Consider the following 22,948-nt stretch of genomic DNA (forward strand, 5'->3'; position numbering starts at 1 on the left):
CGGTTCCCTGAGTCATCGACACATTCCTCCGCGCAGAGAAAGAGGCAGGTGGGGGAGAACGCCTGCCGCGTTCAGTTGACCCCGGATCATCCCGGCCCATTCACAAAGAGTCAGTAGATATCGGCATATCCAATACCAAATCGGACGGTCCTTACCGTACAGACCATCAGCGTTGAACGGAAAATCCCCCGCCCGGGCGAGGCAATCGGGTCCTCCCGGGCCGACCGCCGCCCCGCTAGGTTGGGGGCATGACTTCCGCGGGCATGACTTCCGACGCGATCGCCACCGTCGCCACGAGCGCCGACGTGCTGCGCCACCCCGGGGCCGGCGAGCACCTGCTCACCACCGTGGAGAAGGAGCGCGCCGCCCGGTTCCGGCACGAGTCCGGGCGGGTCGACTTCATCGCCGCGCACGCCCTGGTCCGGCTCTGCGCCGCCGGACTGCTCGGCGTCCCGGCCACCGCGCTGACCCTCGCCCAGCACTGCCCCGACTGCGGCAAGGGCGACCACGGCAAGCCCTTCCTGCCCGACCACCCCGGGATCGAGGTCAGCCTCTCCCACACCAAGGGCGTGGTCGCGGCCGCCGCCGCGCACCGGCCGATCGGCGTCGACGTGGAGCTGACCGACCGCGGCGGCACCCTGCTCGACGTCGCGCCCCGGGTGCTCGCCGAGGCGGAGCTGCGGCGGGTGCGGGAGCACGCCGACCCGGCGCAGGCCTTCCTGCGGCTCTGGGTCCGCAAGGAGTCGCTGATCAAGATCGGCCGGACGACGCTCGACGGGCTGGCCGCCGTCGACCTCTCCGGGCTCCCGCTGGACCTGCCCGGCGACGGGCCGCTGCTCAGCCCCTTCGAGGGCCTCCAACTGCTCGACTGGGTGGACCGGGCGCACGGCGCCGCCGTCGCGGCGGCCTGCGGGACGGCGCCGCGGGTGGTGGCGCTGGACGCCCTCTGAGGCCCGACCCGGGTGGGGGTGGAAGCCGGTCGGATAAGCGGTGTTAGCGTCCTGGTCGGGGCGAGGAGAACCGTCCGCCCCGGCTGCCCGCCCCGCGACCGCCGACGGGCGGCCCCCGTTGAGTCACAAGGGTGCCCCGCCATGGCCAAGTTCCTGCTGAGCCTGCACGTCCTCGCCTCGGTGCTGTTCATCGGCCCGGTGGCCGTGGCCGTCAGCATGTTCCCGCGCCGGGCGAAGGCCGCGTTGGCCGGCGGGCCCGAGCAGGCCGCCGACGCCGGAATGCTGCGGCTGCTGCACCGGATCACCCAGGTCTACGCGCTGCTCGGGGTCACCGTGCCGGTACTCGGCATCGGGGTCGCCCAGGTGATGGACGTGCTCGGCCAGTCCTGGCTGATCGCCTCCATGGTGCTCACCGCCGTCGCTGCCCTGGCGCTGCTGCTGTTCGTGCTGCCCGCGCAGCAGGCCGCGGTGGACGCGCTCGGCATGGAGTCCGGCTCGGAGGACCACGGCAAGGCGGTCAAGGGGCTCGCGCTGCTGCCGATGACGGCGGGCGTCTTCAACCTGCTGTGGGCGGTCGTCGTGGTGCTGATGATCGTCCGGCCGGGCTCGACCACCGGCGCCTGACGACCGGGCTCCGCCGGTAGTACTGTCCGGCCATGACGATCATGGTGGGGATGGGGCCGGAGACCGCCGGGACGGGTGTGGGCGTGCTGCTGCGCGGCTGGCGGGAGCGGCGCCGGCTCAGCCAGTTGCAGCTGGCCCTGCGGGCGGACTCCTCGGCCCGGCACATCAGCTTCATCGAGAACGGCCGCGCCCGGCCGAGCCAGGAGATGGTGCTCAGGCTCGCCGAGCACCTCGACGTCCCGGTCCGCGAGCGCAACGCGCTGCTGCTGGCCGCCGGGTACGCGCCGCACTACCCGGAGAAGCGGCTGGACGACCCGGCGATGTCCGCGCTGCGCTCCGGGATGGAGCGGCTGCTCGCCTCGCACGACCCGTACCCGGCGCTGGTCGTCGACGGGACCTTCCAGGTCCTCGCGACCAACCGGGCGCTCGGGCTGCTGCTCTCCGGGGTCGCCCCGCACCTGCTGGAGCCGCCGCTCAACGCGATGCGGATCACCCTGCACCCGGAGGGCGTCGCGCCGCGGATCGTGAACCTGCGGCAGTGGCGGCGGCACCTGCTGGAGCGGATGGAGCAGCAGGTCGGGCTGGTCCGCTCGGAGCCGCTGCGGGCGCTGCTGGAGGAGGTCCGGGCCTACCCCGAGCCGCCCGCCGCGGCGGCGGACGGGGACGAGGAGGACATCACCGAGCTGTTCCCGTTCGCGCTGCCGCTGCGGATCGCCCACGACGGGCGGGTGCTGTCGTTCCTGTCGACGATCGCGACCTTCAACACGCCGATGGACGTCACGGTCTCCGAGCTGGCGATGGAGACCTTCCTCCCGGCCGACCCCGAGACCGCCGCCTACCTCCAGGCCGCCGTGGGCGCCGTGCGGTAGGGGCGGGCGTCGGACGGAGCGGGCGTCGGACGGAGCGGGCGGGGAACGGGGCGGGCGGGGGTCAGTTGGGCAGGCGGCGGAGGGTGGTGAACTGGAGGGCGGCGAAGAGGGCCACGGTGGCGGCCTGGAGCGGGATCCAGACGTAGCCGGCGGTGGTCGGCTCGAACCACAGCTCCATCGCCGCCACGCTGAGCACCGTCCAGACCAGGTTGATGTCGATCACCGCCCGCACCGCGAGGCCCGGCGGCTGCGGACGGGCCGCCAGCAGGCCGACCGCGAGGCCGAACACCGCCAGCACGGCGCCGAGTTCGAGCAGGGTGGAGCGGCCGACGCCCAGCAGCTCGCCGAGCGGGCCGGGGAAGGCCAGGTAGGCCAGGCCGTTGCCGCCGCTGACGACGGCGTCGAGGGCGAGCCACCGGCGCAGCGCCGTCCGGGAGGCGGAGGCGGTGCGGGGGGTGGTGGTCAGGGTGTGCGCGGACATGGCGGATCGGCCTCCGGGGCTGGGGTGGGATCCCGGTCGGCGGTGCCGCCGCCGGGTGGGCACCACTGTGCCGGGGCGCTGAGCGGACGTCGATGACCTCCGAGGTCATGCCCGGGCGCGCGGCCGCCGCAGGGTGACGCCCGCCCGCTTGACGGCCCGCGCCACGATCGTGGTCTCCGCCCGGCCGACGCCGAGCGGGCCGAGGGTGTCGGTGACGAACCGATAGAGCCCGCGGTGGTCCGGGCAGAACACCGCGGCCATCAGATTGGCCGGCCCGCTGGTCGCGAGGACGCCGTGCACCTGCGGGTGCCGGGCCAGCGCCGCGCCGACCGCCGCGAGCCGGCCCGGCGGCACGTCCAGCCAGAGGTTGGCGTCCACGGCGAGGCCCAACAGCCGCGGGTCGACGGTGACATGGGTGCGCACCAGCCCGGCGCCCTCCAGCCGGTGCAGCCGGCGCCGGACGGTCGACTCGGGGGTGCCGACGGCCGCCGCCAGCGTCGCGTGGGACTGCCGGGCGTCCTCGCCGAGCCGGGCCAGCAGCGCGCGGTCCAGCTCGTCCGGCCGCTCCCGCGGCACCCCGCCCGGGGCGGGCCGGACGGCCGGGGGGTCGGCGAGCGCCGCCGCCTCGGCCTCGCCCAGGTGGCCGGAGCGCCACTGGCCGGCGTCCGCGAAGGCGTGCAGCACGGCGTGGACGGTGGTCTCGGCGACGGCGGCGGTGGCGGGCAGCTGCCCGTAGAGCAGGCGGTCGCGGCCGCCGGAGTCGCCGAGCATCACCGCGCCGATCTCCTGGCCGCCGAGCATGACGTCGACGAACGGCACGTCCGGCCGGTCGGCGAGGGCCTGGGCGACGGTGTCGGCCTTGCCGCGCAGCACCCGGATCCGCAGCAGCAGCGCGCCGACCGCGGCGTCCTCGGGATCGGGCATCCGGACCACCCGGACCAGGCCGGTCTGCTGGAGCCGGGCGAGCCGGCGGGTGACGGTGCGCGGGGAGACGCCGAGCACCTCGGCGATCCGCCCGGCCCCGGCCCGGCCGTTCACCTGGAGCGCGCAGACCAGCCGGCGGTCCAGGGTGTCCAGCACGGTGTCCGGATCAGCAGCTGTGACGTCCATGATGTCCGATCTCCGTCGCTTCTTCGCCGTTCGCGTCCTGTCCGGCCGCCCCGACGGTACTCCTGGACCGTGCGACCGGGACGAACGGGAGAGGGACGATGAGCGACGACGAGGTGCGGGAACTGCGTGAGCTGCTGGCGGGCGTCGAGGCGGCGGTCCGGGAGGTGGGCGCGCGGCTGGCCGCCCGCCGCCCGGCCGGGCCGATCCCGGCGTTCACCCTGGAGGAGGCTACCGCGCGGTTCGCCGCGCTGGACGGCCCGGCGGCGGCCGAACTCCGTTCCCGGCTGGCTGGGTTGCGCCCGCAGGCGGGCTGGGTGGGCGGAGAGTTGGAGGGCGCGGTACCGGCCGAGGGCGAGTGGTGGCTGTGCGACGCCGTGGACGGCGCGGTGCAGTTCCTGCTCGCCCTGCCGCAGTGGGCGGTGACCGCGACGCTGGTGCGGGACGGCGCGGCGGTGCTGGCGGTGGTGCACGCACCGCAGCTCGGGGCCACCTACCGGGCGGTGCGCGGCGGCGGCGCCGAGCTGGACGGGCGGCCGATCGCGGCCGTGGAGCGGGAGTTGGCGGCGACGGTGGCCGGGACCGGCCAGCCGCCGCTGGTCGCCCGCGACCCGGTGGCGCTGCGCCGGGCCGGCGCCTCGCTGTCGGCGGTGGCGGGCGCGGTGCTCGCGGTGCGCAACCTCGGGCCGACCTCGCTCCAGGTGGCCCAGGTCGGCTCCGGACACCTCGGCCTGTTCTGGGAGTTCGGGCCGGACGCGCCCAACCTGCTGCCGGGCGCGCTGGTCGCGGCGGAGGCGGGCGCGGCGGTGACCGACGCCGCCGGGGCGGCCTGGACGCCCGCCGCGGACGGCTTCCTGGCCGCCGCGCCCGGTCTGCACGCCCGGGCACTGCCCCTCCTCAAAGATCTTGACTGAGTGTCAGATCCCGAACAGGGCGGCCGCGTTGTCGTGGCAGACGGCGCGCAGCCACTCCTCCCCCAGCCCGAGCCGGTCCAGCGCCTCCAGCTGGTGCCCGTACGGGTAGGGGATGTTGGGGAAGTCGCTGCCCAGCAGGACGCGGTCGCCCAGTGCCCGCAGCCGGGGCAGTTCGGCGCGCGGGAACGGCGCGTCCCGCTCGGCGAAGTCGGTGAACGCCATGGTGGTGTCCAGCCGGACCCCGGGGTACCGCTCGGCGAGGCCGAGGAAGTCCGCGTACTCGTCCATCCCGAGGTGGGCGACGGCCAGGGCCAGCCGGGGGTGCCGGGCGAGCACCTCCCCGATCGGCCCGGGGCCGGTGTGCTTGCCGGGGACGGGGCCGGAGCCGCAGTGGGTGACCACCGGTGTGCCGGTCTCGGCGAGCAGGCCCCACACCTCGTCGAGCAGCCCGTCCCGCGGGTCCCAGCCGCCGACCTGGAGGTGCGCCTTGAACACCCGGGCGCCGCCCTCCAGCGCCCGGGCCGTGTACCCGGCGGCGCCGGGCTCGGGGTGGAAGGTGGCGGTGGCCAGGCAGTCGGGGGTGCGGGCGGCGAAGTCGGCGCCCCAGGCGTTGAGCCACTCGGCCATCCCGGGCTTGTGCGGGTAGAGCATCGCGGTGAACGCCCGGACGCCGAACTCCCGCAGCCGGGCGACCCGCCGCTCCTCCGCCTCGCGGTAGGTGATCGGCCAGGGGCGGCCGGTCAGCGGGCCGGCCGCGTCGAAGTACGCCCACACCTTGTCGAGGACGTTCTGCGGCATGGTGGGCCCCTCCTGCCCGAGGGCGGGCAAGGAGGGAGGGTGTGGACGTCGATGAGGCCGGGCAGGCCGAGGCGCTGCCAGAAGGCGCGCACCCCGGCCGCCTCGACGGCCGGGTCGGGCACGGTCATGCGGCGGGCACCGGCTTGGCGCGGTCGATGATCGCCTCGACGTCCGGGCCGGTCGGCAGGGTGCCGAAGGCCGCGCCGTGGTCGCCGCCCAGCCGGGAGGCGCAGAACGCGTCGGCGACCGCCGGGTCCCCGTACCGGACGAGCAGCGAGCCCTGGAAGGCCAGCGCCATCGCCTCCACCAGCCGGCGGGTGCGGTACTCCAGCTGGTCGAGGTCGGTGAGCTGCTTGCGCAGCCCGGCGACGGCCGCGTCCAGCCGGCGGTCGGCGCCCGCGGCGGCGTCCAGCTCGCCGAGCAGGGCGTCGACGGTCTCCGGGTGCCTGGCCATGGCGCGCAGCGCGTCCAGGGCGGCGACGTTGCCGGAGCCCTCCCAGATGGAGACCAGCGGCGCCTCGCGGTAGAGCCGGGGCATCCCGGACTCCTCGACGTAGCCGTTGCCGCCCAGGCACTCCAGCGCCTCGGCGGCGTGCGCCGGACCGCGCTTGCAGACCCAGTACTTGGCGACGGCCAGGCCGAGCCGGCGCACCAGCGCCTCCTGCTCGTCCCCGGCGAGCGCGGCGTCGGTGGCCTGGGCCAGGCGCATCGCCACCGTGGTGGCCGCCTCGGACTCGACGACCAGGTCGGCGAGCACGTTGCGCATCAGCGGCTGGTCGACCAGCGCCCGGCCGAAGGCGCGGCGGTGCAGGGCGTGCTGGACGGCCCGGGTGGCGCCGAGCCGCATGCCGGAGGCGGCGCCGATGGTGCAGTCCAGGCGGGTCATGTTGACCATCTCGATGATGGTCCGCACGCCCCGGCCCTCCTCGCCGACCAGCAGGCCGTGGGCCTCGTCGTACTCGATCTCGGCGGAGGCGTTGGACTTGTTGCCCAGCTTGTCCTTGAGCCGCTGCAGCCGCAGCCGGTTGCGGGTGCCGTCCGGCAGGACGCGCGGCAGCAGGAAGCAGCTGAGCCCGCCGGGTGCCTGGGCGAGGGTGAGGAAGAGGTCGGACATCGGCGCCGAGGTGAACCACTTGTGGCCGGTCAGCCGGTAGCCGCCGTCCGGGTGCGGGACGGCGGTGGTGGTGTTGGTGCGGACGTCGGAGCCGCCCTGCTTCTCGGTCATCGACATGCCGGCGATCAGGCCGCGCTTGCCGTGCGGCTCGCGCAGCCCGAAGTCGTACTCGGTGGCGGCGAGCAGCGGCTCGAACTCGGCGGCCAGCGCGGGGGTGGCGCGCAGGGCGGGGACGGCGGCGTAGGTCATCGAGACCGGGCAGGTGTGGCCGGCCTCGACCTGGCCCCAGACGTGGAACTTGGCGGCGCGGGCGGTGTGCGCGCCGGGGCGGTCGTCGCGCCAGGGGGCGGCGTGCAGGCCGTGGCCGACGGCGGTGCGCATCAGCTCGTGCCAGTACGGGTGGAACTCGACCTCGTCGATCCGGTGGCCGAAGCGGTCGTGGGTGCGCAGCACCGGCGGGTTCTCGTTGGCCAGCCGGCCCCACTCGGCGGCCTGCTCGGAGCCGGCCAGCCGGCCGAGGGCGCGCAGTTCGGGCTCGGCCCAGCCGGCGCCGGCCCGGTGCAGGGCGGCGAGCAGCGCGGGGTCGGCCGCGGTGTCGTGCCCGTACGGGAGCGGGACCTGGTTGGTGACCTCATGCGTGGCTGTCATCGCGTACTCCCAGAGATCGGAGGGTGAAGGTGACCAGGGCGGGGACCACCGCGTCGGGGGTGGTCCGGGAGTCGGGCGGGGGTGCGGCGGCGAGCGGGCCGGTGAGGGCCTCGGCGGTCGCACCGACGATCGCGGCGGCGGTCAGCTGCGGGTCCTGGGGCGGCAGCCCGCCCGCGGCGAGGGCGGCGGCGATCTCGGCGGCGAGCACGTCGCGGAAGGTGCGGCGGAAGACCAGGCGTTCGGCGTCCACCGCGGTGTCGGCCGGTTCGACCAGCAGTGCGTGGGCGAGCCGGGGGGCGCGCAGGGCGCGGGTGGCGAAGGTCTCGACGACGGCCGCGATCCGCTCCCGGGGGGTGTCGTGACGGGTGACCGCCTCGTGCACGGCGGCGACCTCGCGGGTGACCACCCGGCGGAAGAGCTCGACGGACAGCTCGGTCTTGCTCGCGAAGTGCCGGTACATCGAGCCGGTGGCGATCCCGGCGCGCTCGGCGACCGCGGCCATGCTGCAGCCGCCGTAGCCGCGCTCGGCGAGCAGGCCGACCGCGGCCTGGAGCACCTCCTCGCGCTGGGCGTCCAGGCGGGCTTGCACGGCGGGGGTGCGTCGGTAGGCCATGGAAGAAGTGAAGCACTGATTCACTGCTTCGGGAAGGGACCGCGCGGGCCCGGGAACGGCGGAGGGCCGCCCGGTGCCGGGCGGCCCTCGCGGTCGTGCTTCGGTCGTGCTTCGGTCGTGCTTCGGTCGTGCTTCGGTCGTGCTTCGGTCGTGCTTCGGTCGTGCTTCAGCCGTACGGAACGCGGAGCACCGGGTGCGCGCGGCGGACTACAGCCGGACGCGGTCCTGCTGCAGTCCCGCCTCGTCCAGCGAGCCGATCGGCGGCACCTGGTAGCCGCCGCTCAGCGCGCGGGCGGCGTCGGAGCCGAGGCCGGCCCACTCCAGCACCTTGGCGGTGGCCGCCGCGGACTCGGCGGCCGGCAGCCTGGAGATGTTCGAGCCGTGGTTGCCGCCGGGCACGGTGTAGACGTAGCTGTCCTCGCTGCCCCGGCCGAGGCGGAACGGCTCGGCGCCCCACGGGTCGTTCTGGCCGTAGACGTAGATGATCCGCTCGGCGGAGGTGCGCACCCAGCGGTCGATGTCGCGCATGGCGGACGGGTCGAACCGCATCGGGATGCCGCGCGGCACGTAGGTGCGCGGGGCGTACAGCTCCTTGTAGTCGTAGTGCAGCAGACCCTTGAGCGCCGAGACGTCGAAGGAGGGCGAGCCCAGTTCGGTGCCGGCCTGGTAGTAGTACGCGGTGTACCCGGCGAGCGCCTCGTCGCTGTTGCCGGTGATGCCGACCTGCGCGTCGAGCCAGGCGTACAGCGCGTCGTCGGTGCCGGCGGCGCCCGGGGCCTTCACGCAGTCGGCCTCCAGGCTGTACTGCCAGAACGCCCACACCGAGTCCAGCACGGCGAGCTCGTAGGCCCGGTCGGCGCTGCCGATGGTGGTGAAGGCGGAGCCGGCGGCGGTGTTGTCGGCGGCGTAGCGGGCCCCCAGCCGGTCGCGGCGGGCCAGCAGCTCACGCTGGGTGGCGGTCAGCGCGGCGCGGCACTCGGGGGTGCCGACGTTCTGGAAGAACCGGCTGTACGCGGAGTCCTCGCGGTCGTTAACGTCGTTGGGCGCGACGTACGCGATGGTGCCGGCCACGTCGTCCGGGAAGAAGCGGCGGTGGTAGGTGGAGGACATGCCGCCCTTGGAGGCGCCGGTGGAGAGCCACTCGTGGTGGTAGATCCGCTTGAGCGCGGTGATCAGCCGGTGCGCGTCGGTGGCCGCCTGCTCGATGCCGGCCTTGGTCCAGTCGGCGGGCGCGGGCCGGGACGGCGTGAAGTAGCGGTATTCGATGGAGACCTGGTTGCCGTCGACCAGCCGGGCCGGCTCGGTGCGGGTGGGCGCGGTGCGCAGCGTGTAGCCGTTGGTGTAGAAGACGGTCGGCCGGTCGTAGCCGCGGTGCAGCACACTGAGCCGCTGCTGGAAGGTGCCCAGCCAGGGGCGCTTGTGGTCGATCGGCTGGGTGTAGGTCAGCAGGAAGTAGCGGTGGCCGGTGGTGGTGGGCTGCTCCTCGGTGACGGTCATCCCGGGGATCGCCGCCAGGCGGGCCTTGACGTCGGCCGACGGGTCGTCGGCGGGCGAGCCGGCCGCGGCGGCCGGGGCCTGCGGCCCGGCGGCGAGCGCCGTCGGGGCCAGGCCGAGGCCGAGCAGCGGTATCAGCAGAACGGCGACCAGCAGCCTTCTCATCGTGGTGGTCATCAACTCTCCATCGGGTCAACGGAACTGGGTGGTGCTGTGGTCCGTACCACGCTCCGGCGGCGGGTACACCGCCGCCGGCCGGACCGGGCCGTCCGATAGACGGCCGAATGGGCCACCCGCCGGTCGCGGATGGCCCATCGGGGACGAACGTGCTGGTCAGGGGCGGGGCAGGGCGCAGCCGGCCCGGGTCAGGTCGAGCCTGTTCCCGGGGCCGAAGCAGGCGGGGATGAGGTAGGTCTCCTGGGCGTAGCCGATGCCCCGGCGGACCGTCACCGCGCCGTTCTGGTCCACCTCGCAGGGGTTGTTCAGGGTGCAGCGCTGGCCGCTCTCGTTGATGGTGTTGTTCACCGCGACGACCTGGCCGCTGTTGGCGTCGACGACCGGCGAGCCGGAGGTGCCGCCGATGACGTTGCAGCTGGAGGTGTAGCGGAGGGAGTCCTTGAAGGTCCAGTCCGCTTCCTTGAGCCGGTAGGCGAAGCCGTCGGCCGAGCAGGAGTAGATCCGCTTCCAGTACCCGGAGACGACCTTGATCGCGGTGCCCTGCACGGGGTGGGTGGCCGCGACGGTCAGCGGGGCGATGCCGTAGCTCGACTGGATGGCGGAGTAGGTGGTGTTCAGCTGGTAGATCGACACATCGGTGTCGGTCATGGTGCCGTAGACCATCTTGGTGGCGCGCAGGGTGCCCGCCGATCCGCCGCTCGCGTTCAGCAGCGTGAAGGTGCGGCTGGAGGCCTGGTTGACGACCACCTGGCCGGGGCCGGGCATGCCGGTCTCCAGGCAGTGGCCGTTGGAGAGCACCAGCGCCGGGTCGCCGGCGGCGGAGCCGGGGAACCTGATCAGCGAGCCGGAACAGTTGCTGAGGGCCACGGTGCCGGCGAAGTTGACGGCGGCGACCTTGCCGGCCTGCGCCGATTCCGCACCGGCCGTGGTGGAGGCGGTCGCGACGGGCGCTCCGGCGAGGGCGGTCGCCCCGGCGGTGAGGAGCGCGGCCAGCATGCCTATGAGCGGCTTCTTCATGAGAGACCTCTCGGTGTGGGGGTGCCCCAAAGCTGGCGCGGACATGACGCCCTGTCAAGGGATCGAACAGCGTCCGGAGATCCCGACACCGTGTTCCGGCCGCCGGACCCCGGTACTGTGACCGGGACGGCAGGGACGACCACCAGGGGGACTGACATGGCCGGTGACAACCACGCGGACGCCACGCGGCGGGGAGGGAGCGGGGGCCGGCTGCTCGCCGTGAGCGACCTGCACGTCTCGTACCAGCAGAACCGCGAGCTGCTCGAACAGGTGCGGCCCGATTCGCCCGAGGACTGGCTGATCGTGGCCGGTGACGTGGCCGAGTCCACCACCACCATCCGCTGGGCGCTGGGCCTGCTCGCCGAGCGCTTCGCCAAGGTGATCTGGGCCCCCGGCAACCACGAGCTGTGGACCCACCCCAACGACCCGGTCCAGCTGCGCGGCGTCGAGCGCTACGAGCACCTGCTGGGCATCTGCCGCGAGCTCGGCGTGGTGACCCCCGAGGACCCCTACCCGGTGTGGACCGGCGCGGGCGGCCCGGTCGCGGTCGCCCCGCTGTTCCTGCTGTACGACTACTCCTTCCGGGCCCCGGGCACCACCACCAAGGAGGAGTCGCTGGCCGCCGCCTACGAGTCCGGCGTGGTCTGCGCGGACGAGCGCTTCCTGCACCCGGACCCGTACCCGGACCGCGACTCCTGGTGCCGCGAGCGGGTGCGGCTGACCGAGAAGCGGCTCACCGAGCACGACCCCGGGCTGCCGCTGGTCCTGGTCAACCACTACCCGCTGGTCCGCCAGCCCACCGAGGTCCTCTGGTACCCCGAGTTCGCCCAGTGGTGCGGCACCGAGCTGACGGCGGACTGGCACCGCCGGTTCAACACCGCCACGATGATCTACGGGCACCTGCACATCCCCCGGCGCACCGTCTACGACGGGATCCCGTTCGAGGAGGTGTCGCTGGGCTACCCGCGCGAGTGGGGCAAGCGCGGCGTACCGGACCCGCTGCTGCGCGAGGTCTTCCCGGACGCCTGACCGGAGCGGGCGGCGCGCCGGGCTCCTCCGGTGCGCCGCCCGGGCCCCTCACTCGGCCTGGGCCCGCGCCTGTGCCTCCGCCTCCGCCTCCGCGAAGGTCGCCGAGCGCTCCGGCCGCGCCAGCGCCACCGTCAGCTCGCCGTCCGACACCTCCGCGAGGAGGGTGTCCCCCTCCTGGACGGTGCCGTCCAGCAGCAGGTTGGAGATCCGGTTGTCCAGCTCCTGCTGGATCGTCCGGCGCAGCGGCCGGGCCCCGAACTCCGGCAGGTAGCCGCGGTTCACCAGCCACTCCTTGGCCCCCTCGGTCACCTCCAGGTCGATGTCCTGGGCCTTGAGCCGGCGCCGGGAGCGCTCCAGCAGCAGGTCCACCACCTGGAGCAGGTCCTTGCGGGCGAGCGCGTGGAAGACGATCACCTCGTCGATCCGGTTGAGGAACTCCGGCCGGAACCGACCGCGCAGATCCCGCATCAGGTCGTCCCTGATCTCGTCGACGGCGCCCGCGTGGTCGAGGATCCGCTGCGAGCCGATGTTGCTCGTCATGATCACCACCGTGTTGCGGAAGTCGACGGTGCGGCCCTGGGCGTCCGTCAGCCGGCCGTCGTCCAGCACCTGGAGCAGCAGGTTGAAGACGTCCGGGTGGGCCTTCTCCACCTCGTCGAAGAGCAGCACGCTGTACGGCTTGCGGCGCACCGCCTCGGTGAGCTGGCCCGCCTCGTCGTAGCCGACGTAGCCGGGCGGCGAGCCGACCAGCCGGGAGACGGTGTGCTTCTCCTGGAACTCGCTCATGTCGAAGCGGATCATCCGGTCCGGGTCGCCGAACAGCAGCGCGGCCAGCGCCTTGGCCAGCTCGGTCTTGCCGACCCCGGTCGGGCCGAGGAACAGGAAGGAGCCGGTCGGCCGGTCCGGATCGCCCATCCCGGCCCGGCCCCGGCGCACCGCCTGGGCGACCGCGGTGACCGCCTGGTCCTGGCCGATCACCTTCTCGTGCAGGTGCTCCTCCAGCCTCAGCAGCCGCTCGCGCTCGGTCGCGTTCAGCTCGGCGACCGGGATCCCGGTGCGGCGGGAGAGCACCTGGGCGATGTCCTCCGCGGTGACTGCCACGACCTCCTCGCGCGACTCGGCGATCGCGGCCAGCTCGTCCTCGGTCTGCCGCAGCTCGGTCTTCAGGTTGGCGGCCCGGACGAACTCCTCGTCCGCCACCGCCTCCTCCAGCTCGCGGCGCAGCTTGGTGATCCGGTCCTGGACCGGCATCGCGACCGTGGAGCCGCTCAGGCTGCGCAGCCGCACCCGGGCGCCGGCCTGGTCCAGCAGGTCGATCGCCTTGTCCGGCAGGAAGCGGTCGCTGACGTAGCGGTCGGAGAGGGTGGCGGCCGCGTCCAGCGCCTCGTCGGTGAACCGCACCTGGTGGTGCGCCTCGTAGGCGTCGCGCAGGCCGTGGAGGATCTCGACGGTCTCCTCGACGCTCGGCTCCGGCACCAGCACCGGCTGGAAGCGGCGCTCCAGCGCGGCGTCCTTCTCGACGTGCTTGCGGTACTCGTCCAGGGTGGTCGCGCCGACCACGCTCAACTCGCCGCGGGCCAACGCCGGTTTGAGGATGTTGCCCGCGTCCATCGAACCCTCGCCGCCGCTGCCCGCGCCGACCACGGTGTGCAGCTCGTCGAGGAACAGGATCACGCTCTGCTCGGCCTCGGTGACCTCGTCGATCACGCTCTTCAGCCGCTCCTCGAACTCGCCCCGGTACTTGGAGCCGGCCACCAGCGCGGTGAGGTCCAGGGTGACGACCCGCTTGTCCTTGAGGCTCTGCGGGACGTCCCCGGAGACGATCCGCTGCGCCAGGCCCTCGACGATCGCCGTCTTGCCGACCCCCGGCTCGCCGATCAGCACCGGGTTGTTCTTGGTCCGGCGGGAGAGGATCTCGACGGTCTGCTCGATCTCCTCGGCCCGGCCGACCACCGGGTCGAGCCGGCCGGACCCGGCCTCCTCGGTGAGGTCCCGCCCGTACTCGTCGAGCGTCGGCGTCCGGCTCTCCTGCGCGCCGCCCCGGCTGCGCTCGCCGCCCACCCCCCGGCCGTCCAGCACGGTGCGCAGCGCCTCCTGCGAGGGCGCGACGTTGCGCAGCGCGGCCCCGGCGCCCGAGCGCTCCTCCTCCAGCAGGGCGCCGAGGATGTGCTCCGGCCCGATGTACGAGACCCCGGCGCCCTGCGACCTGGCGTGCGCGGCCAGCAGCGCCCGCTTGGCGGACGGGGTGAGCGCGGGCGGACCGCCCGGCTCCGGCTGCGCGTCCCCGGAGGGCAGCGCCTTCTCCAGGTCGCCCGCCAGCCGGTCCGGGTCGATCCCGGCCCGTTCCAGCATCCGGCGCGAGGGCTCCACCCGGGTGGCCGCCCAGGCCAGGTGCGCGGTGTCGAGATCGCTGCCGCCGTCCTCGGCGGCCCGCTGGGCGGCGGTGGCGAGCAGTTCCTGGGCCGACTCGCTGAGCAGCCGCCCGATCGGCACCCGCTGCACGGCGGGCGGGGAGGCGAGCGGGCTCATTCCGAAGAACCGGCTGAGCAGATCGGAGAAGGGGTCGTTCGAGCCGAACGGCGGCATGGTCACGGAAGGTCACCTCTCCCAAGCGGTTGGTGCCCACACAAACACACCCCGCAACCCCCCGCCCGTCGAACGGACCGGGCGCCGGACCGGGCGCCGGCCTGCGGCGCCGGGGCCGCGGCGGAGGCGCCCTGTTCAGCGGCGGCCGGAGTCGGCAGGCTGTGGACATGACGACTCCGCGACGGATCGACGTACAGCTGGGTGACCGCTCCTACCCCGTGCACATCGGCCCCGGGGTCCGGCACCTGCTCCCCGGGATCGTGGCCGGCACCGGAGCGGCCCGGGCGGTGGTGGTATCGGCGCGCCCGCCGGAGGAGGTGCCCGACCCCGGCGTCCCGCACCTGCTCGTCCCGGCCCAGGACGGCGAGCACCGCAAGACCCTGGCCACCGTGGAGGAGCTGTGCCGGGCCTTCGCGGGCCACGGCCTGACCCGCGGCGACGTGGTGGTCTCCTGCGGCGGCGGCACCACGACCGACACGGTCGGCCTGGCCGCGGCGCTCTACCACCGGGGGATCGCGGTGATCCACCTGCCCACCACCCTGCTGGCCCAGGTGGACGCGGCGGTCGGCGGAAAGACCGCCGTCAACCTGCCCGAGGCCAAGAACAAGGTCGGCGCCTACTGGCAGCCCCGGGCGGTGCTCTGCGACACCGACCACCTGCGCACCCTGCCGCCGGTCGAGTGGGCCAACGGCTACGGCGAGATCGCCCGCTGCCACTTCATCGGCGCCGGGGACCTCAGCGGGCTGCCGGTGCACGAGCAGATCGCCGCCAGCGTGGCGCTGAAGGCCTCGGTGGTGGCCGCCGACGAACGGGACGGCGGGCTGCGGCACATCCTCAACTACGGGCACACCCTGGGCCACGCCCTGGAACGGGCCACCGACTTCACGCTGCGGCACGGCGAGGGCGTGGCGATCGGCACGGTGTTCGCCGGGCGGCTGGCCGGGGCGCTGGGCCGGATCGGCCCGGAGCGGGTGGCCGAGCACCTGGCGACGGTCCGCGGCTACGGGCTGCGCGAGCGGCTGCCGGCCGGGGTGCGGACGGCCGAGCTGATCGCGCTGATGCGCCAGGACAAGAAGGCCGTCGCCGGCTCCGGGCTCGCGTTCGTGCTGGACGGGCCGCGCGGCGTCGAGCTGGTGCCGGACGTCCCGGAGCCGGTGGTGGCCCGCGTCCTGGACGCGACCGAACGCGAGCCCGAGTAGGGTCCGCCCGTCAGAGCCGGCCGTGGGCGCGCAGCGTGCGCAGCGCCTCCAGGGTGGCGATCGGACGCCACTCGGCCGCCGAACCGGGCGCCCACAGACGCCAGTTGACCGGCCACCCGCCGTCCGCCTGCTGGACGGCGGCCAGCCGGTCGAGGCCGGCGGAGATCTCGCGCTCGGTGAACCAGGCGCGGGCCAGCGTCCGGGGGTCGCGCAGCACGTCGGTCACGTAGTGGTACTCCCCCGGCGCGTACCCGGGGCCGATCGGGAAGTCCTCCTCCCGGGCCGGGTCGGTGACCAGCAGCCGCTGGTCCCGGACCAGCTCGCCGAGCCGCCGGCCGGCCTTCTCCGCCCGGCCCCGGTCCGGGACGCCGTCCAGGAACACCAGGGCGGCCTCCACCTCGTACGGGTGGGAGCGGGTCAGGCCGTCCACCGCCGCCCAGCAGAACTCGGTGGCGGCTTCCAGCCACGGGTCCTCGATGCCGTTGCGGTGCAGCAGCCCGGCCACCACCCCGGTGGCCATCAGGCCGCCCGGCGGGTTCCGCCGCACCGCGAGGACGGCCGAGGACGGGTAGCCGGCGATGCCCGGATGCAGCGTGGGCAGGCCGCCGTCGGGCGCGGTCAGGCTCGGCAGGTGCGCGCGCAGCCGGGCGGTCCGGGCGGCGTCGCACCGCCCGATCTCGGTCAGCACCTGGAGTGCGGCGGCGGCCGCCAGCGGCTGCGAGGCCGGGCCCCGGACGTCCGGCTCCAGGGCGTACGCGTAGCCGCCGTCCGGCCGGGCGTAGGCGGCCAGCGCGGTCTCCACGGCCTCGGCCGGACCGCCGAGGAAGTGGTGGGCGAAGCGGTGCTGCTCCAGCGGGCGGGCGGAGAGCCAGACGAACCATTCGGCACGGTCGAGGACGGTGCGCACGCGGGGCCTCCCGAAGGGCGGTACAGAAAGGAAATTGACGCAGGGTCACCCGGTCGGCGGGGCAAACGATACCAGCCGGAGTACCGAGAAAACGGACATCTCGCCGCAGGCGCCCTGGCGTGCCCGGCGGCGGCCGGGTCACAGTGGACACGCACATCCGAGCAGTCCGACGACGGAGGGCACACGTCGCATGAGGCGCAGGATTCTGGGCGGCACCGGCATATCGGTCAGTGAGTTCGCCCTCGGAGCCATGATGTTCGGCTCCTGGGGGAACACCGACGCCGAGGAGGGCGTCCGGACGATCCGGCTCGCCCTGGACGCGGGCATCAACCTGGTCGACACCGCCGACATCTACGGCTCCGGCGGGTCCGAACGGATCGTCGGACGGGCGATCCGCGGCCGCCGGGACGACGTCGTCCTGGCCACCAAGTTCCACAGCCCGATGGGGCCGGACGCCAACCAGCAGGGGAATTCCCGGCGTTGGATCGTCAAGGCGCTGGAGGGCTCGCTGCGCCGGCTCGGCACCGACCACGTCGACCTCTACCAGGTGCACCGGATCGACCCCGACACGGACATCGACGAGACGCTCTCCGCGCTCTCCGACCTGGTCCGGGCCGGCAAGATCCGCGCGATCGGCACCTCCAACTTCCCCGCCGACCAGCTGGTCGAGGCCCAGTGGGCCGCCGAGCGGCGCGGCCACGTGCGGTTCCGCAGCGAGCAGCCCCAGTACTCGGTGCTCGCCCGCGCCGTGGAGACCCACGTCCTGCCCACCGCGCAGCGGCACGGCGTGGGGGTGCTGCCCTGGGGCCCGCTCGGCGCGGGCTGGCTGACCGGCCGGGAGATCCGCCCCGGCGTCGGCCGGGCCGTCCTGGAGCAGCGCAAGTTCGACCTGTCGGTGCCGGAGAACGCCGTCAAGGCGCAGGCGGTGACCGAGCTGCGCAAGGTCGCCGCCGACGCCGGCCTGTCGCTGACCCACCTCGCGCTCGCGTTCGTCAACGCGCATCCGGCCGTCACCTCCGTCCTCCTCGGCCCGCGCACACCCGCACAGCTGACCGACCTGCTGGGCGCGGCCGGGGTGGATCTCGACGACGAGGTGCTCGACCGGATCGACGCGATCGTGCCGCCGGGCGTCGACCTCAACCGGGCCGACCACCACTGGGTGCCCCGGGTCCTGACCGACGCCTCGCTGCGCCGCCGCCCGCTCGCCCGCGGCCGGGGGACGGCGTGACGGCCCGCGTCCCGCTCTCCGCGCGCACCAGGGAACTGCTGGAGGGGCCGGTCTTCGCGGTGGTCGCCACCCTGCGGCCGGACGGCACCGCGCACCAGTCCGTCGTCTGGATCGGCCACGACGGCACCGACCTGCTCTTCGGGATCGAGCGCGGCAGCCGCAAGGAGCGCCATCTGCGGCGCGACCCGCGGGTCTCGATCCTGCTGCACCCGGCCGACGCGCCGTACACCTACGTGGCGGTGCGCGGGGTGGCCGGCTTCGAGCCGGTGACCCGGCACGAGGGCCTGATGGACGCGATGTCCCACCGGTACACCGGGAAGTCGCACGCCGACTTCCTGGGCGACCTGCTGCCCCCCGACGAGGACCTGCTGGTCGTCCGGGTCGCGGTGGACTACCTGCTGGACCGCTGAACGGGTGCCGGGCCCCGGGGGCGTTCCCCCGGGGCCCGGCACCACGCCGACCGCTCAGCGCGGCAGGGTCACCATCGGCAGGTCCCCCATCCCGACCAGGGCGCGCGGCTTGGGGTGGACGGGCGTGTCCGAGGTCGGCCGCAGCCGCCACTTCGACGCGATGGTCGCGAGCGCCAGGGTGGTCTCCACCATCGCGTAGTCGTCGCCGATGCACTTGCGGCTGCCCGCGCCGAACGGGATCATCGCGCCGCGCGGCACCTCGCCGACCCGCTCGGGCGACCAGCGGTCCGGGTCGAAGCGCTCCGGGTCCGGGAACAGCTCGCCGTTGCGGTGCAGCGCGTACGAGCTGTAGAAGACGACCGCGCCGACCGGCAGCCGGACGCCGCCGAGTTCGGTGTCGGCGGTGACCACCCGGGTGACCAGCCACCCCGGCGGGTAGAGCCGCAGCACCTCGGTGACCACCTGGCGGGTGTAGTCCAGCCCGTCCCGGCCATGCGCGTCGACCCCGCCCGAGGCGGCCCAGGCGTCCGCCTCCTCCTGGAGCCGGCGCTCGCAGTCCGGGTTCCGCCCGAGCAGTTGCAGCGCCCAGGCCAGGGCGGTCGCGGTGGTCTCGGTGGACGCGGTGAGGAAGTTCATCACCTGGTCGTGGATCTCCTGGTCGGACAGCCCCAGGCCGTCCTCGTCGCGGGCCGCGAGCAGCCCGGACAGCAGGTCGCCGTGGTCCTCGGCGGAGCCCCGGTAGTCGCGGATGATCGAGTCGATCAGCTCCCGCAGGTCGGCCAGCGCGGCGTCGAAGCGGCGCTGTTCGGGCGCGGGCAGCCGGTACACCAGGCCGACCGGGGCGACCATCCGCTTGTACATGCCCTTGAGCACGATCGGCAGGCCGCGCAGGATCCGGTCGACGTGGCCGACGCCGATGTCGGTGGAGAGCAGCACCCGCGCGCCGATCCGCGCGGTGACGGCGTGCATCCGGTCATTGGCCTCGATGGTCCCGCCGGGGCGCCAGTTCGCCGTCTCGGCCGCCATCTCCTCGCGCATCACCCGGGGGTAGGTGCCGATCCGCTCCCGGCGGAAGGACGGCTGGACCAGCAGCCGCTGGCGCCGGTGGTCGGCGTAGGGGCAGTTGCCGAGGCTGTTGCCCATCAGCAGCTTGGTCTTCTCGTAGAACGGCCCGCCGCGGTCGAAGGTCCGCGGGTCCTTGAGCACCTGGGCGACCAGGTCGGGGTGGCAGACCATGTGGACGGTGCGGCGGCCCATCCTCAGCTCGACCACGTCGCCCTCGTGGGGCAGCGAGGTGAGGAACTCCAGCGGGCGGCGGCGCAGCGGCACCAGGTGCCCCAGCAGCGGCAGTCCGCCCGGCGCGGTGGCGGTCCGCCAGTCCGCGGCGGCGGCACCCGGTCCGACCCCGGTCGTCAGTGCCATCGTCAGCGGCTCCCTTCGCGCTCGGCGGTGTCGTCCGGCTTGCGGATCGTGACCACCGCGTAGCCGAGTTCGGTGATCGCCCCGAACCGGGCGAGGTCCTCCACCATGTAGCGGAACTCCTCCTCGGAGACCTGGGCGCGCAGTTGCTCCCCGTTGCGGGCGAGGTTGTGCCCGACGACCCGGTAGGACGGGCGGACGTGGTCGCCGAGGTCGGTGAAGTCGACGACCTCCAGGCCGGCGGCCCGTACGCAGGCCTCGTACTCCTCCTGGGTGAGCATCGGGCCCTGCTGGTAGTTCTTGATCGCCGCGGCGACCAGGGCCCGGTGCTCCTCGCTCTCCAGCGGGCGCAGCAGGACGAAGTCGGTGACCACCAGCAGGGCGCCCGGCCGCAGCACCCGGGCGAGCCCGGCGAAGGCCTCGGTGCGGGCCTCGGCGTGGCAGATCGACTCGATCGCGACGGCCGCGTCGAAGGAGGCGTCCGGGAAGCCGAGCGCCAGCATGTCGTGGACCTCGAAGTCCAGCGCGTCGGCCAGGCCCAGGGCGGCGGCCAGCTCGGTGGACTGCCGGACCTGGTAGGGGCTGAGCGTGATGCCGGTGAGGTGCACGCCGTGCCGGGCGGCGATCCGGGCGGCGGCCTTGCCGTTGCCGGAGCCGACGTCCAGGACGCGCTGCCCGGGGGCGAGCCGCAGCCGGTCGGCGACGAGGTCGGTCAGCCGGTCGCCGGCCTGCTCGACGGTGTCCGGGTCGATCGGCTCCTCCCAGTAGCCGCCGTGCAGGTAGCCGCCCATGGCCGCGGCGAGGGCGTCGTTCACCCGGTCGTAGAAGGTGCCGAGGTCGTCCCCGGCCCCGGGGGATCCGGTCATCGCCGACTCACTTCCCGTTCCTGGTGGCGACCACCAGCAGGTGGCCGAACTCGGCGACGTCGATCATGTCGTGGGGGTTGAACTGCTCGACCAGCTCGGAGCCGTGCGCCTCGGCGAGCGCCTCGGCGGAACCGCCGATCCGGGCCGAGAGCTCGACGAAGGTGCGGCGCAGGGTGGGGTCGCTGATGTCGGTCAGCTCCTCGAAGCGGAAGCCGGCCCGGCGGAGCATCGGCGGGTAGTCCTCGGCCTGGATCATCGTCATCAGGAACTCCCGCAGGTAGCGGTCGACGGCGGCCCGGCCGGAGTCGGGGATCGGCGCGCGCTCGAAGAAGTCGGTGAGCACCAGCCGTCCGCCCGGGCGCAGCACCCGGGCGACCTGCTCCAGCACATGGGCGCGGTCCGGCATGTGGATGATCGACTCCAGCGCGATCACGGCGTCGAAGGAGGCCTCGGCGAACGGCAGGTCCATCGCGTCGGCGTGCTCGAAGCGGGCCCGGTCGGCCAGGCCCAGGGAGGCGGCCAGGGTGTTGGCCCGCTCGACCTGGCGGCCGCTCACCGAGATCCCGGTGACCTGCGCGCCGGTGCGGCGGGCGATCCGGGTGCCGGGGGCGCCGGTGCCGCAGCCGAGGTCGAGGACCCGGGCGCCGTGGCCGACGGCCAGCCGGTCGGTCATCAGGTCGGTCAGCCGGTCGGTCGCCTCGGCGAGCGGGACGGTGCTGTCCGGGGTGTCCCAGTAGCCGAAGTGCAGGCTCTCGCCCAGGGTGGCGCTGCCCAGGTCGGTGTAGCGGTCGTAGAGCCTGCCCACCTCGACCGGATCGGGGAGGAACGGGAACGCGGGCTGCTGTGCCATCGGGCGCCTTCCTGGCTGGGACCGGCAGCGGGCCGGGACGGGGGAGAGTGGGGGCGGCGGTCAGGCGAGGCCGAGATCCTGGTAGACGGCGTCGGCGATCCGGACGATGCGTTCGCGGTGGCGCTCGTGCTCGACCTTGCCGTTCAGGTGGACGGCCACCACCAGGTCGGCGTCGGGGTCGGCGAAGGCGACGGCGGTCCACAGGCCGTCGTGGCCGAAGGACCGGGGCGAGGCGTGGGTGCCGAAGCTGGTGTAGGCCGGGTCGAGGGTGCGGCATTCGAGCCGCAGGCCGAAGCCCCAGTCGGCGTTGCCGTAGCGGTCGTGCAGCCCGGTGCGGTGGCGGGCGGTCAGCGCGGCCACCGTGGTGGGCGCCAGGACCCTGCCGCCGGCGGCGGCGCCGTCGGCCAGCAGCATCTCCAGCAGCAGGCCGAGGTCGGCGAGCGGGCCGCGGGTGTTGACCCCGGGGACGCAGCGGGTGGTGGCGCCGCGGGTGGACCAGAACCAGGTGGGCTGCGGGGTGTCGCCGAGGTTGCTGACGTGGATCAGCGGCAGCCGGTCGCCGTACGCGTCGTAGTCCTCCGGGGAGAGGTGGACCCTGGTGCGGTCCATCCCGCAGGGGCGCAGGATCTCCTGCTCGACGTACGCCGGGTAGTCGCGGCCGTCGATCGCGGGCAGCAGCCCGGCCAGCACGTACCAGGCCCACCACTGGCTGTAGTTGATGCCGGGGCCGGGCGGGCGCGCGCCGACGGCGGCGGCGTAGGCGCGGCGGCTGCGCTCCTCGTCGGGGCCGGTGACCACGCCGTGCAGCGGGTCGGCGCCGGTGGGCACCGGGCCGGTGTGGGTGAGCAGCTCCATCGAGGTGATGGCCGACTTGCCCGCGGTGCCGAACTCCGGCAGGTAGTGGGCGACCGGGAGGTAGGGGTCGAAGTCGCCGGCCTCCCAGAGCCGGCCGAGGGCGACCGAGAGCAGCGGCTTGGCGCAGCAGTACCAGAGCGGCGCCGAGCCGGCCGACATGGCGACCCCGGGGCGGGCCAGCCCGAGTCCGACGTCGGCCAGCGGCCGGCCGTGCAGCGAGGCGTAGAACTGGGCGCCGGGGGTGGAGGTGCCGACCTCGCGGCGCAGCTCCCGCAGGGTGCGCGGCAGGTTCCCGGCGGCCAGTTCGAGCGCCTCGGTGTCGGCCGGGGCGGGGGCGGCGGCGGGCGGGACGGGCTCCGCGCCGGTGCCGCGGACGGCGCCGGGCGGCGGCTCCGCGGTGCCGGAGCGCAGCGCGGCGGCGTGGCCGGAGCGGTCGCGCTCCAGGGCGGCGTCGACGAAGAACAGCAGGCTGAAGTTGCCGAGGACGGTGACGTCGCCGCGTTCCAGGATCCCGGCGCGGGCCTGGGCCGGGCCGAGCAGCAGGGTGTAGGCGGCGGCGTACGGCAGGTCGATCAGCAGGCCCGGCGGGTCCCCGGCGGCGGGGGTGACCGCGAGCCGGCCGCCGGCCAGGTCGACCAGGACGTCGGCGGCCCCGGCGGTGCCGGGCGGCGGGTCGGTGACCCGCAGGCGCAGGCCGACGGTGCTGCGCGGGGCGGGGTCGGGGGCGGCGAGCCGGCCGGCGGTGCCGGCCAGCCAGTCCGGGGAGAGGAAGGCGGGGGCGGACGGCACCGGC

Annotated in this window: 20 protein-coding genes and 1 pseudogene; 8 read left to right on the top strand and 13 right to left on the bottom strand. The window is 74.5% G+C overall.

All coding sequences use genetic code 11. From position 1 onward, the window contains the following. The first annotated feature begins 248 nt into the window (after positions 1-248). The 3 genes from ACFVFS_RS24995 to ACFVFS_RS25005 all read left to right on the top strand — a co-directional run bounded on the left by ACFVFS_RS24995 (position 249) and on the right by ACFVFS_RS25005 (position 2,443). Complete coding sequence (locus tag ACFVFS_RS24995) at positions 249-950, top strand: 4'-phosphopantetheinyl transferase family protein (protein ID WP_380626922.1); 702 nt, start codon at positions 249-251, stop codon at positions 948-950. A 141-nt stretch (positions 951-1,091) separates the two neighbouring features. After that, complete coding sequence (locus ACFVFS_RS25000) at positions 1,092-1,574, top strand: hypothetical protein (protein WP_380626923.1); 483 nt, start codon at positions 1,092-1,094, stop codon at positions 1,572-1,574. Between the two features lie 32 nt (positions 1,575-1,606). Continuing rightward, on the top strand, positions 1,607-2,443 hold the full coding sequence (locus ACFVFS_RS25005) for a helix-turn-helix domain-containing protein (RefSeq protein WP_380626924.1): 837 nt from the start codon (positions 1,607-1,609) through the stop codon (positions 2,441-2,443). Positions 2,444-2,504: 61 nt separating this feature from the next. Here the strand turns inward: ACFVFS_RS25005 and ACFVFS_RS25010 are convergent, their stop codons facing one another. Both ACFVFS_RS25010 and ACFVFS_RS25015 read right to left on the bottom strand, forming a co-directional pair. Further along, positions 2,505-2,924, bottom strand: coding sequence for a hypothetical protein (locus ACFVFS_RS25010; RefSeq protein WP_380626925.1), 420 nt, complete (start codon positions 2,922-2,924; stop codon positions 2,505-2,507). Between the two features lie 105 nt (positions 2,925-3,029). Further along, positions 3,030-4,034 carry an Lrp/AsnC family transcriptional regulator gene (locus tag ACFVFS_RS25015; RefSeq protein WP_380626926.1) on the bottom strand — a complete coding sequence of 335 codons (1,005 nt, stop codon included), beginning with the start codon at positions 4,032-4,034 and terminating at the stop codon, positions 3,030-3,032. Positions 4,035-4,132: 98 nt separating this feature from the next. Here ACFVFS_RS25015 and ACFVFS_RS25020 point away from each other — a divergent pair, with 98 nt between their 5' ends. Next, entirely contained in the window at positions 4,133-4,945 is an 813-nt protein-coding gene (locus ACFVFS_RS25020) for an inositol monophosphatase family protein (RefSeq protein ID WP_380626927.1), read from the top strand. Positions 4,946-4,948: 3 nt separating this feature from the next. Here ACFVFS_RS25020 and ACFVFS_RS25025 read toward each other — a convergent pair. The 5 genes and pseudogenes from ACFVFS_RS25025 to ACFVFS_RS25045 form a co-directional block, all read right to left on the bottom strand. Further along, a pseudogene (locus ACFVFS_RS25025) lies at positions 4,949-5,871 on the bottom strand (amidohydrolase family protein). Then, positions 5,868-7,505 carry an acyl-CoA dehydrogenase family protein gene (locus ACFVFS_RS25030; protein WP_380626928.1) on the bottom strand — a complete coding sequence of 546 codons (1,638 nt, stop codon included), beginning with the start codon at positions 7,503-7,505 and terminating at the stop codon, positions 5,868-5,870. Before ACFVFS_RS25030 ends, ACFVFS_RS25025 begins: the two are co-directional and overlap by 4 nt. Next, positions 7,489-8,118: a TetR/AcrR family transcriptional regulator gene (locus tag ACFVFS_RS25035; RefSeq protein ID WP_380626929.1), complete on the bottom strand. Its 630-nt coding sequence runs from the start codon at positions 8,116-8,118 to the stop codon at positions 7,489-7,491. Before ACFVFS_RS25035 ends, ACFVFS_RS25030 begins: the two co-directional genes overlap by 17 nt. A 207-nt stretch (positions 8,119-8,325) precedes the next feature. Further along, positions 8,326-9,789 (bottom strand): S28 family serine protease, encoded by a 1,464-nt coding sequence (locus ACFVFS_RS25040; RefSeq protein WP_380626930.1) that lies wholly within the window; start codon positions 9,787-9,789, stop codon positions 8,326-8,328. Positions 9,790-9,945: 156 nt separating this feature from the next. Continuing rightward, a complete protein-coding gene (locus tag ACFVFS_RS25045; protein WP_380626931.1) occupies positions 9,946-10,806 on the bottom strand; it encodes a serine protease in 861 nt (286 codons plus the stop codon). 156 nt (positions 10,807-10,962) lie between these two features. On the opposite strand from ACFVFS_RS25045, the gene ACFVFS_RS25050 reads away from it, so the two are divergent. Beyond that, positions 10,963-11,835, top strand: coding sequence for a metallophosphoesterase family protein (locus ACFVFS_RS25050; protein WP_380626932.1), 873 nt, complete (start codon positions 10,963-10,965; stop codon positions 11,833-11,835). A gap of 48 nt (positions 11,836-11,883) precedes the next feature. Here ACFVFS_RS25050 and ACFVFS_RS25055 read toward each other — a convergent pair whose 3' ends face one another. Further along, positions 11,884-14,421, bottom strand: a complete 2,538-nt coding sequence (locus ACFVFS_RS25055; protein ID WP_380626962.1) for an ATP-dependent Clp protease ATP-binding subunit — start codon at positions 14,419-14,421, stop codon at positions 11,884-11,886. 167 nt (positions 14,422-14,588) lie between these two features. Here ACFVFS_RS25055 and ACFVFS_RS25060 point away from each other — a divergent pair, with 167 nt between their 5' ends. Then, positions 14,589-15,620, top strand: a complete 1,032-nt coding sequence (locus ACFVFS_RS25060; RefSeq protein WP_380626933.1) for a 3-dehydroquinate synthase family protein — start codon at positions 14,589-14,591, stop codon at positions 15,618-15,620. 10 nt (positions 15,621-15,630) lie between these two features. Here the strand turns inward: ACFVFS_RS25060 and ACFVFS_RS25065 are convergent, their stop codons facing one another. Next, positions 15,631-16,527: a hypothetical protein gene (locus ACFVFS_RS25065; protein WP_380626934.1), complete on the bottom strand. Its 897-nt coding sequence runs from the start codon at positions 16,525-16,527 to the stop codon at positions 15,631-15,633. 190 nt (positions 16,528-16,717) lie between these two features. Between ACFVFS_RS25065 and ACFVFS_RS25070 the strand changes: the two genes are divergently transcribed. After that, entirely contained in the window at positions 16,718-17,755 is a 1,038-nt protein-coding gene (locus tag ACFVFS_RS25070; protein ID WP_380626935.1) for an aldo/keto reductase, read from the top strand. Next, complete coding sequence (locus ACFVFS_RS25075) at positions 17,752-18,165, top strand: PPOX class F420-dependent oxidoreductase (protein ID WP_380626936.1); 414 nt, start codon at positions 17,752-17,754, stop codon at positions 18,163-18,165. The genes ACFVFS_RS25070 and ACFVFS_RS25075 overlap by 4 nt, the downstream gene beginning before the upstream one ends. A gap of 54 nt (positions 18,166-18,219) precedes the next feature. On the opposite strand, the gene ACFVFS_RS25080 is transcribed toward ACFVFS_RS25075, so the two are convergent. Genes ACFVFS_RS25080 through ACFVFS_RS25095 form a run of 4 tightly spaced genes read right to left on the bottom strand, consistent with a single transcriptional unit; the run spans position 18,220 to position 22,944 of the window. Further along, complete coding sequence (locus ACFVFS_RS25080) at positions 18,220-19,587, bottom strand: cytochrome P450 (RefSeq protein WP_380626937.1); 1,368 nt, start codon at positions 19,585-19,587, stop codon at positions 18,220-18,222. Between the two features lie 2 nt (positions 19,588-19,589). Further along, entirely contained in the window at positions 19,590-20,450 is an 861-nt protein-coding gene (locus ACFVFS_RS25085; protein WP_380626938.1) for an SAM-dependent methyltransferase, read from the bottom strand. A gap of 7 nt (positions 20,451-20,457) precedes the next feature. Further along, positions 20,458-21,300, bottom strand: coding sequence for a methyltransferase domain-containing protein (locus ACFVFS_RS25090; RefSeq protein WP_380626939.1), 843 nt, complete (start codon positions 21,298-21,300; stop codon positions 20,458-20,460). 60 nt (positions 21,301-21,360) lie between these two features. Then, on the bottom strand, positions 21,361-22,944 hold the full coding sequence (locus tag ACFVFS_RS25095; protein ID WP_380626940.1) for a serine hydrolase domain-containing protein: 1,584 nt from the start codon (positions 22,942-22,944) through the stop codon (positions 21,361-21,363). Positions 22,945-22,948: the final 4 nt, after the last annotated feature.

The sequence above is a fragment of the Kitasatospora sp. NPDC057692 genome (assembly GCF_042799475.1).
GTDB lineage: Bacteria > Actinomycetota > Actinomycetes > Streptomycetales > Streptomycetaceae > Kitasatospora.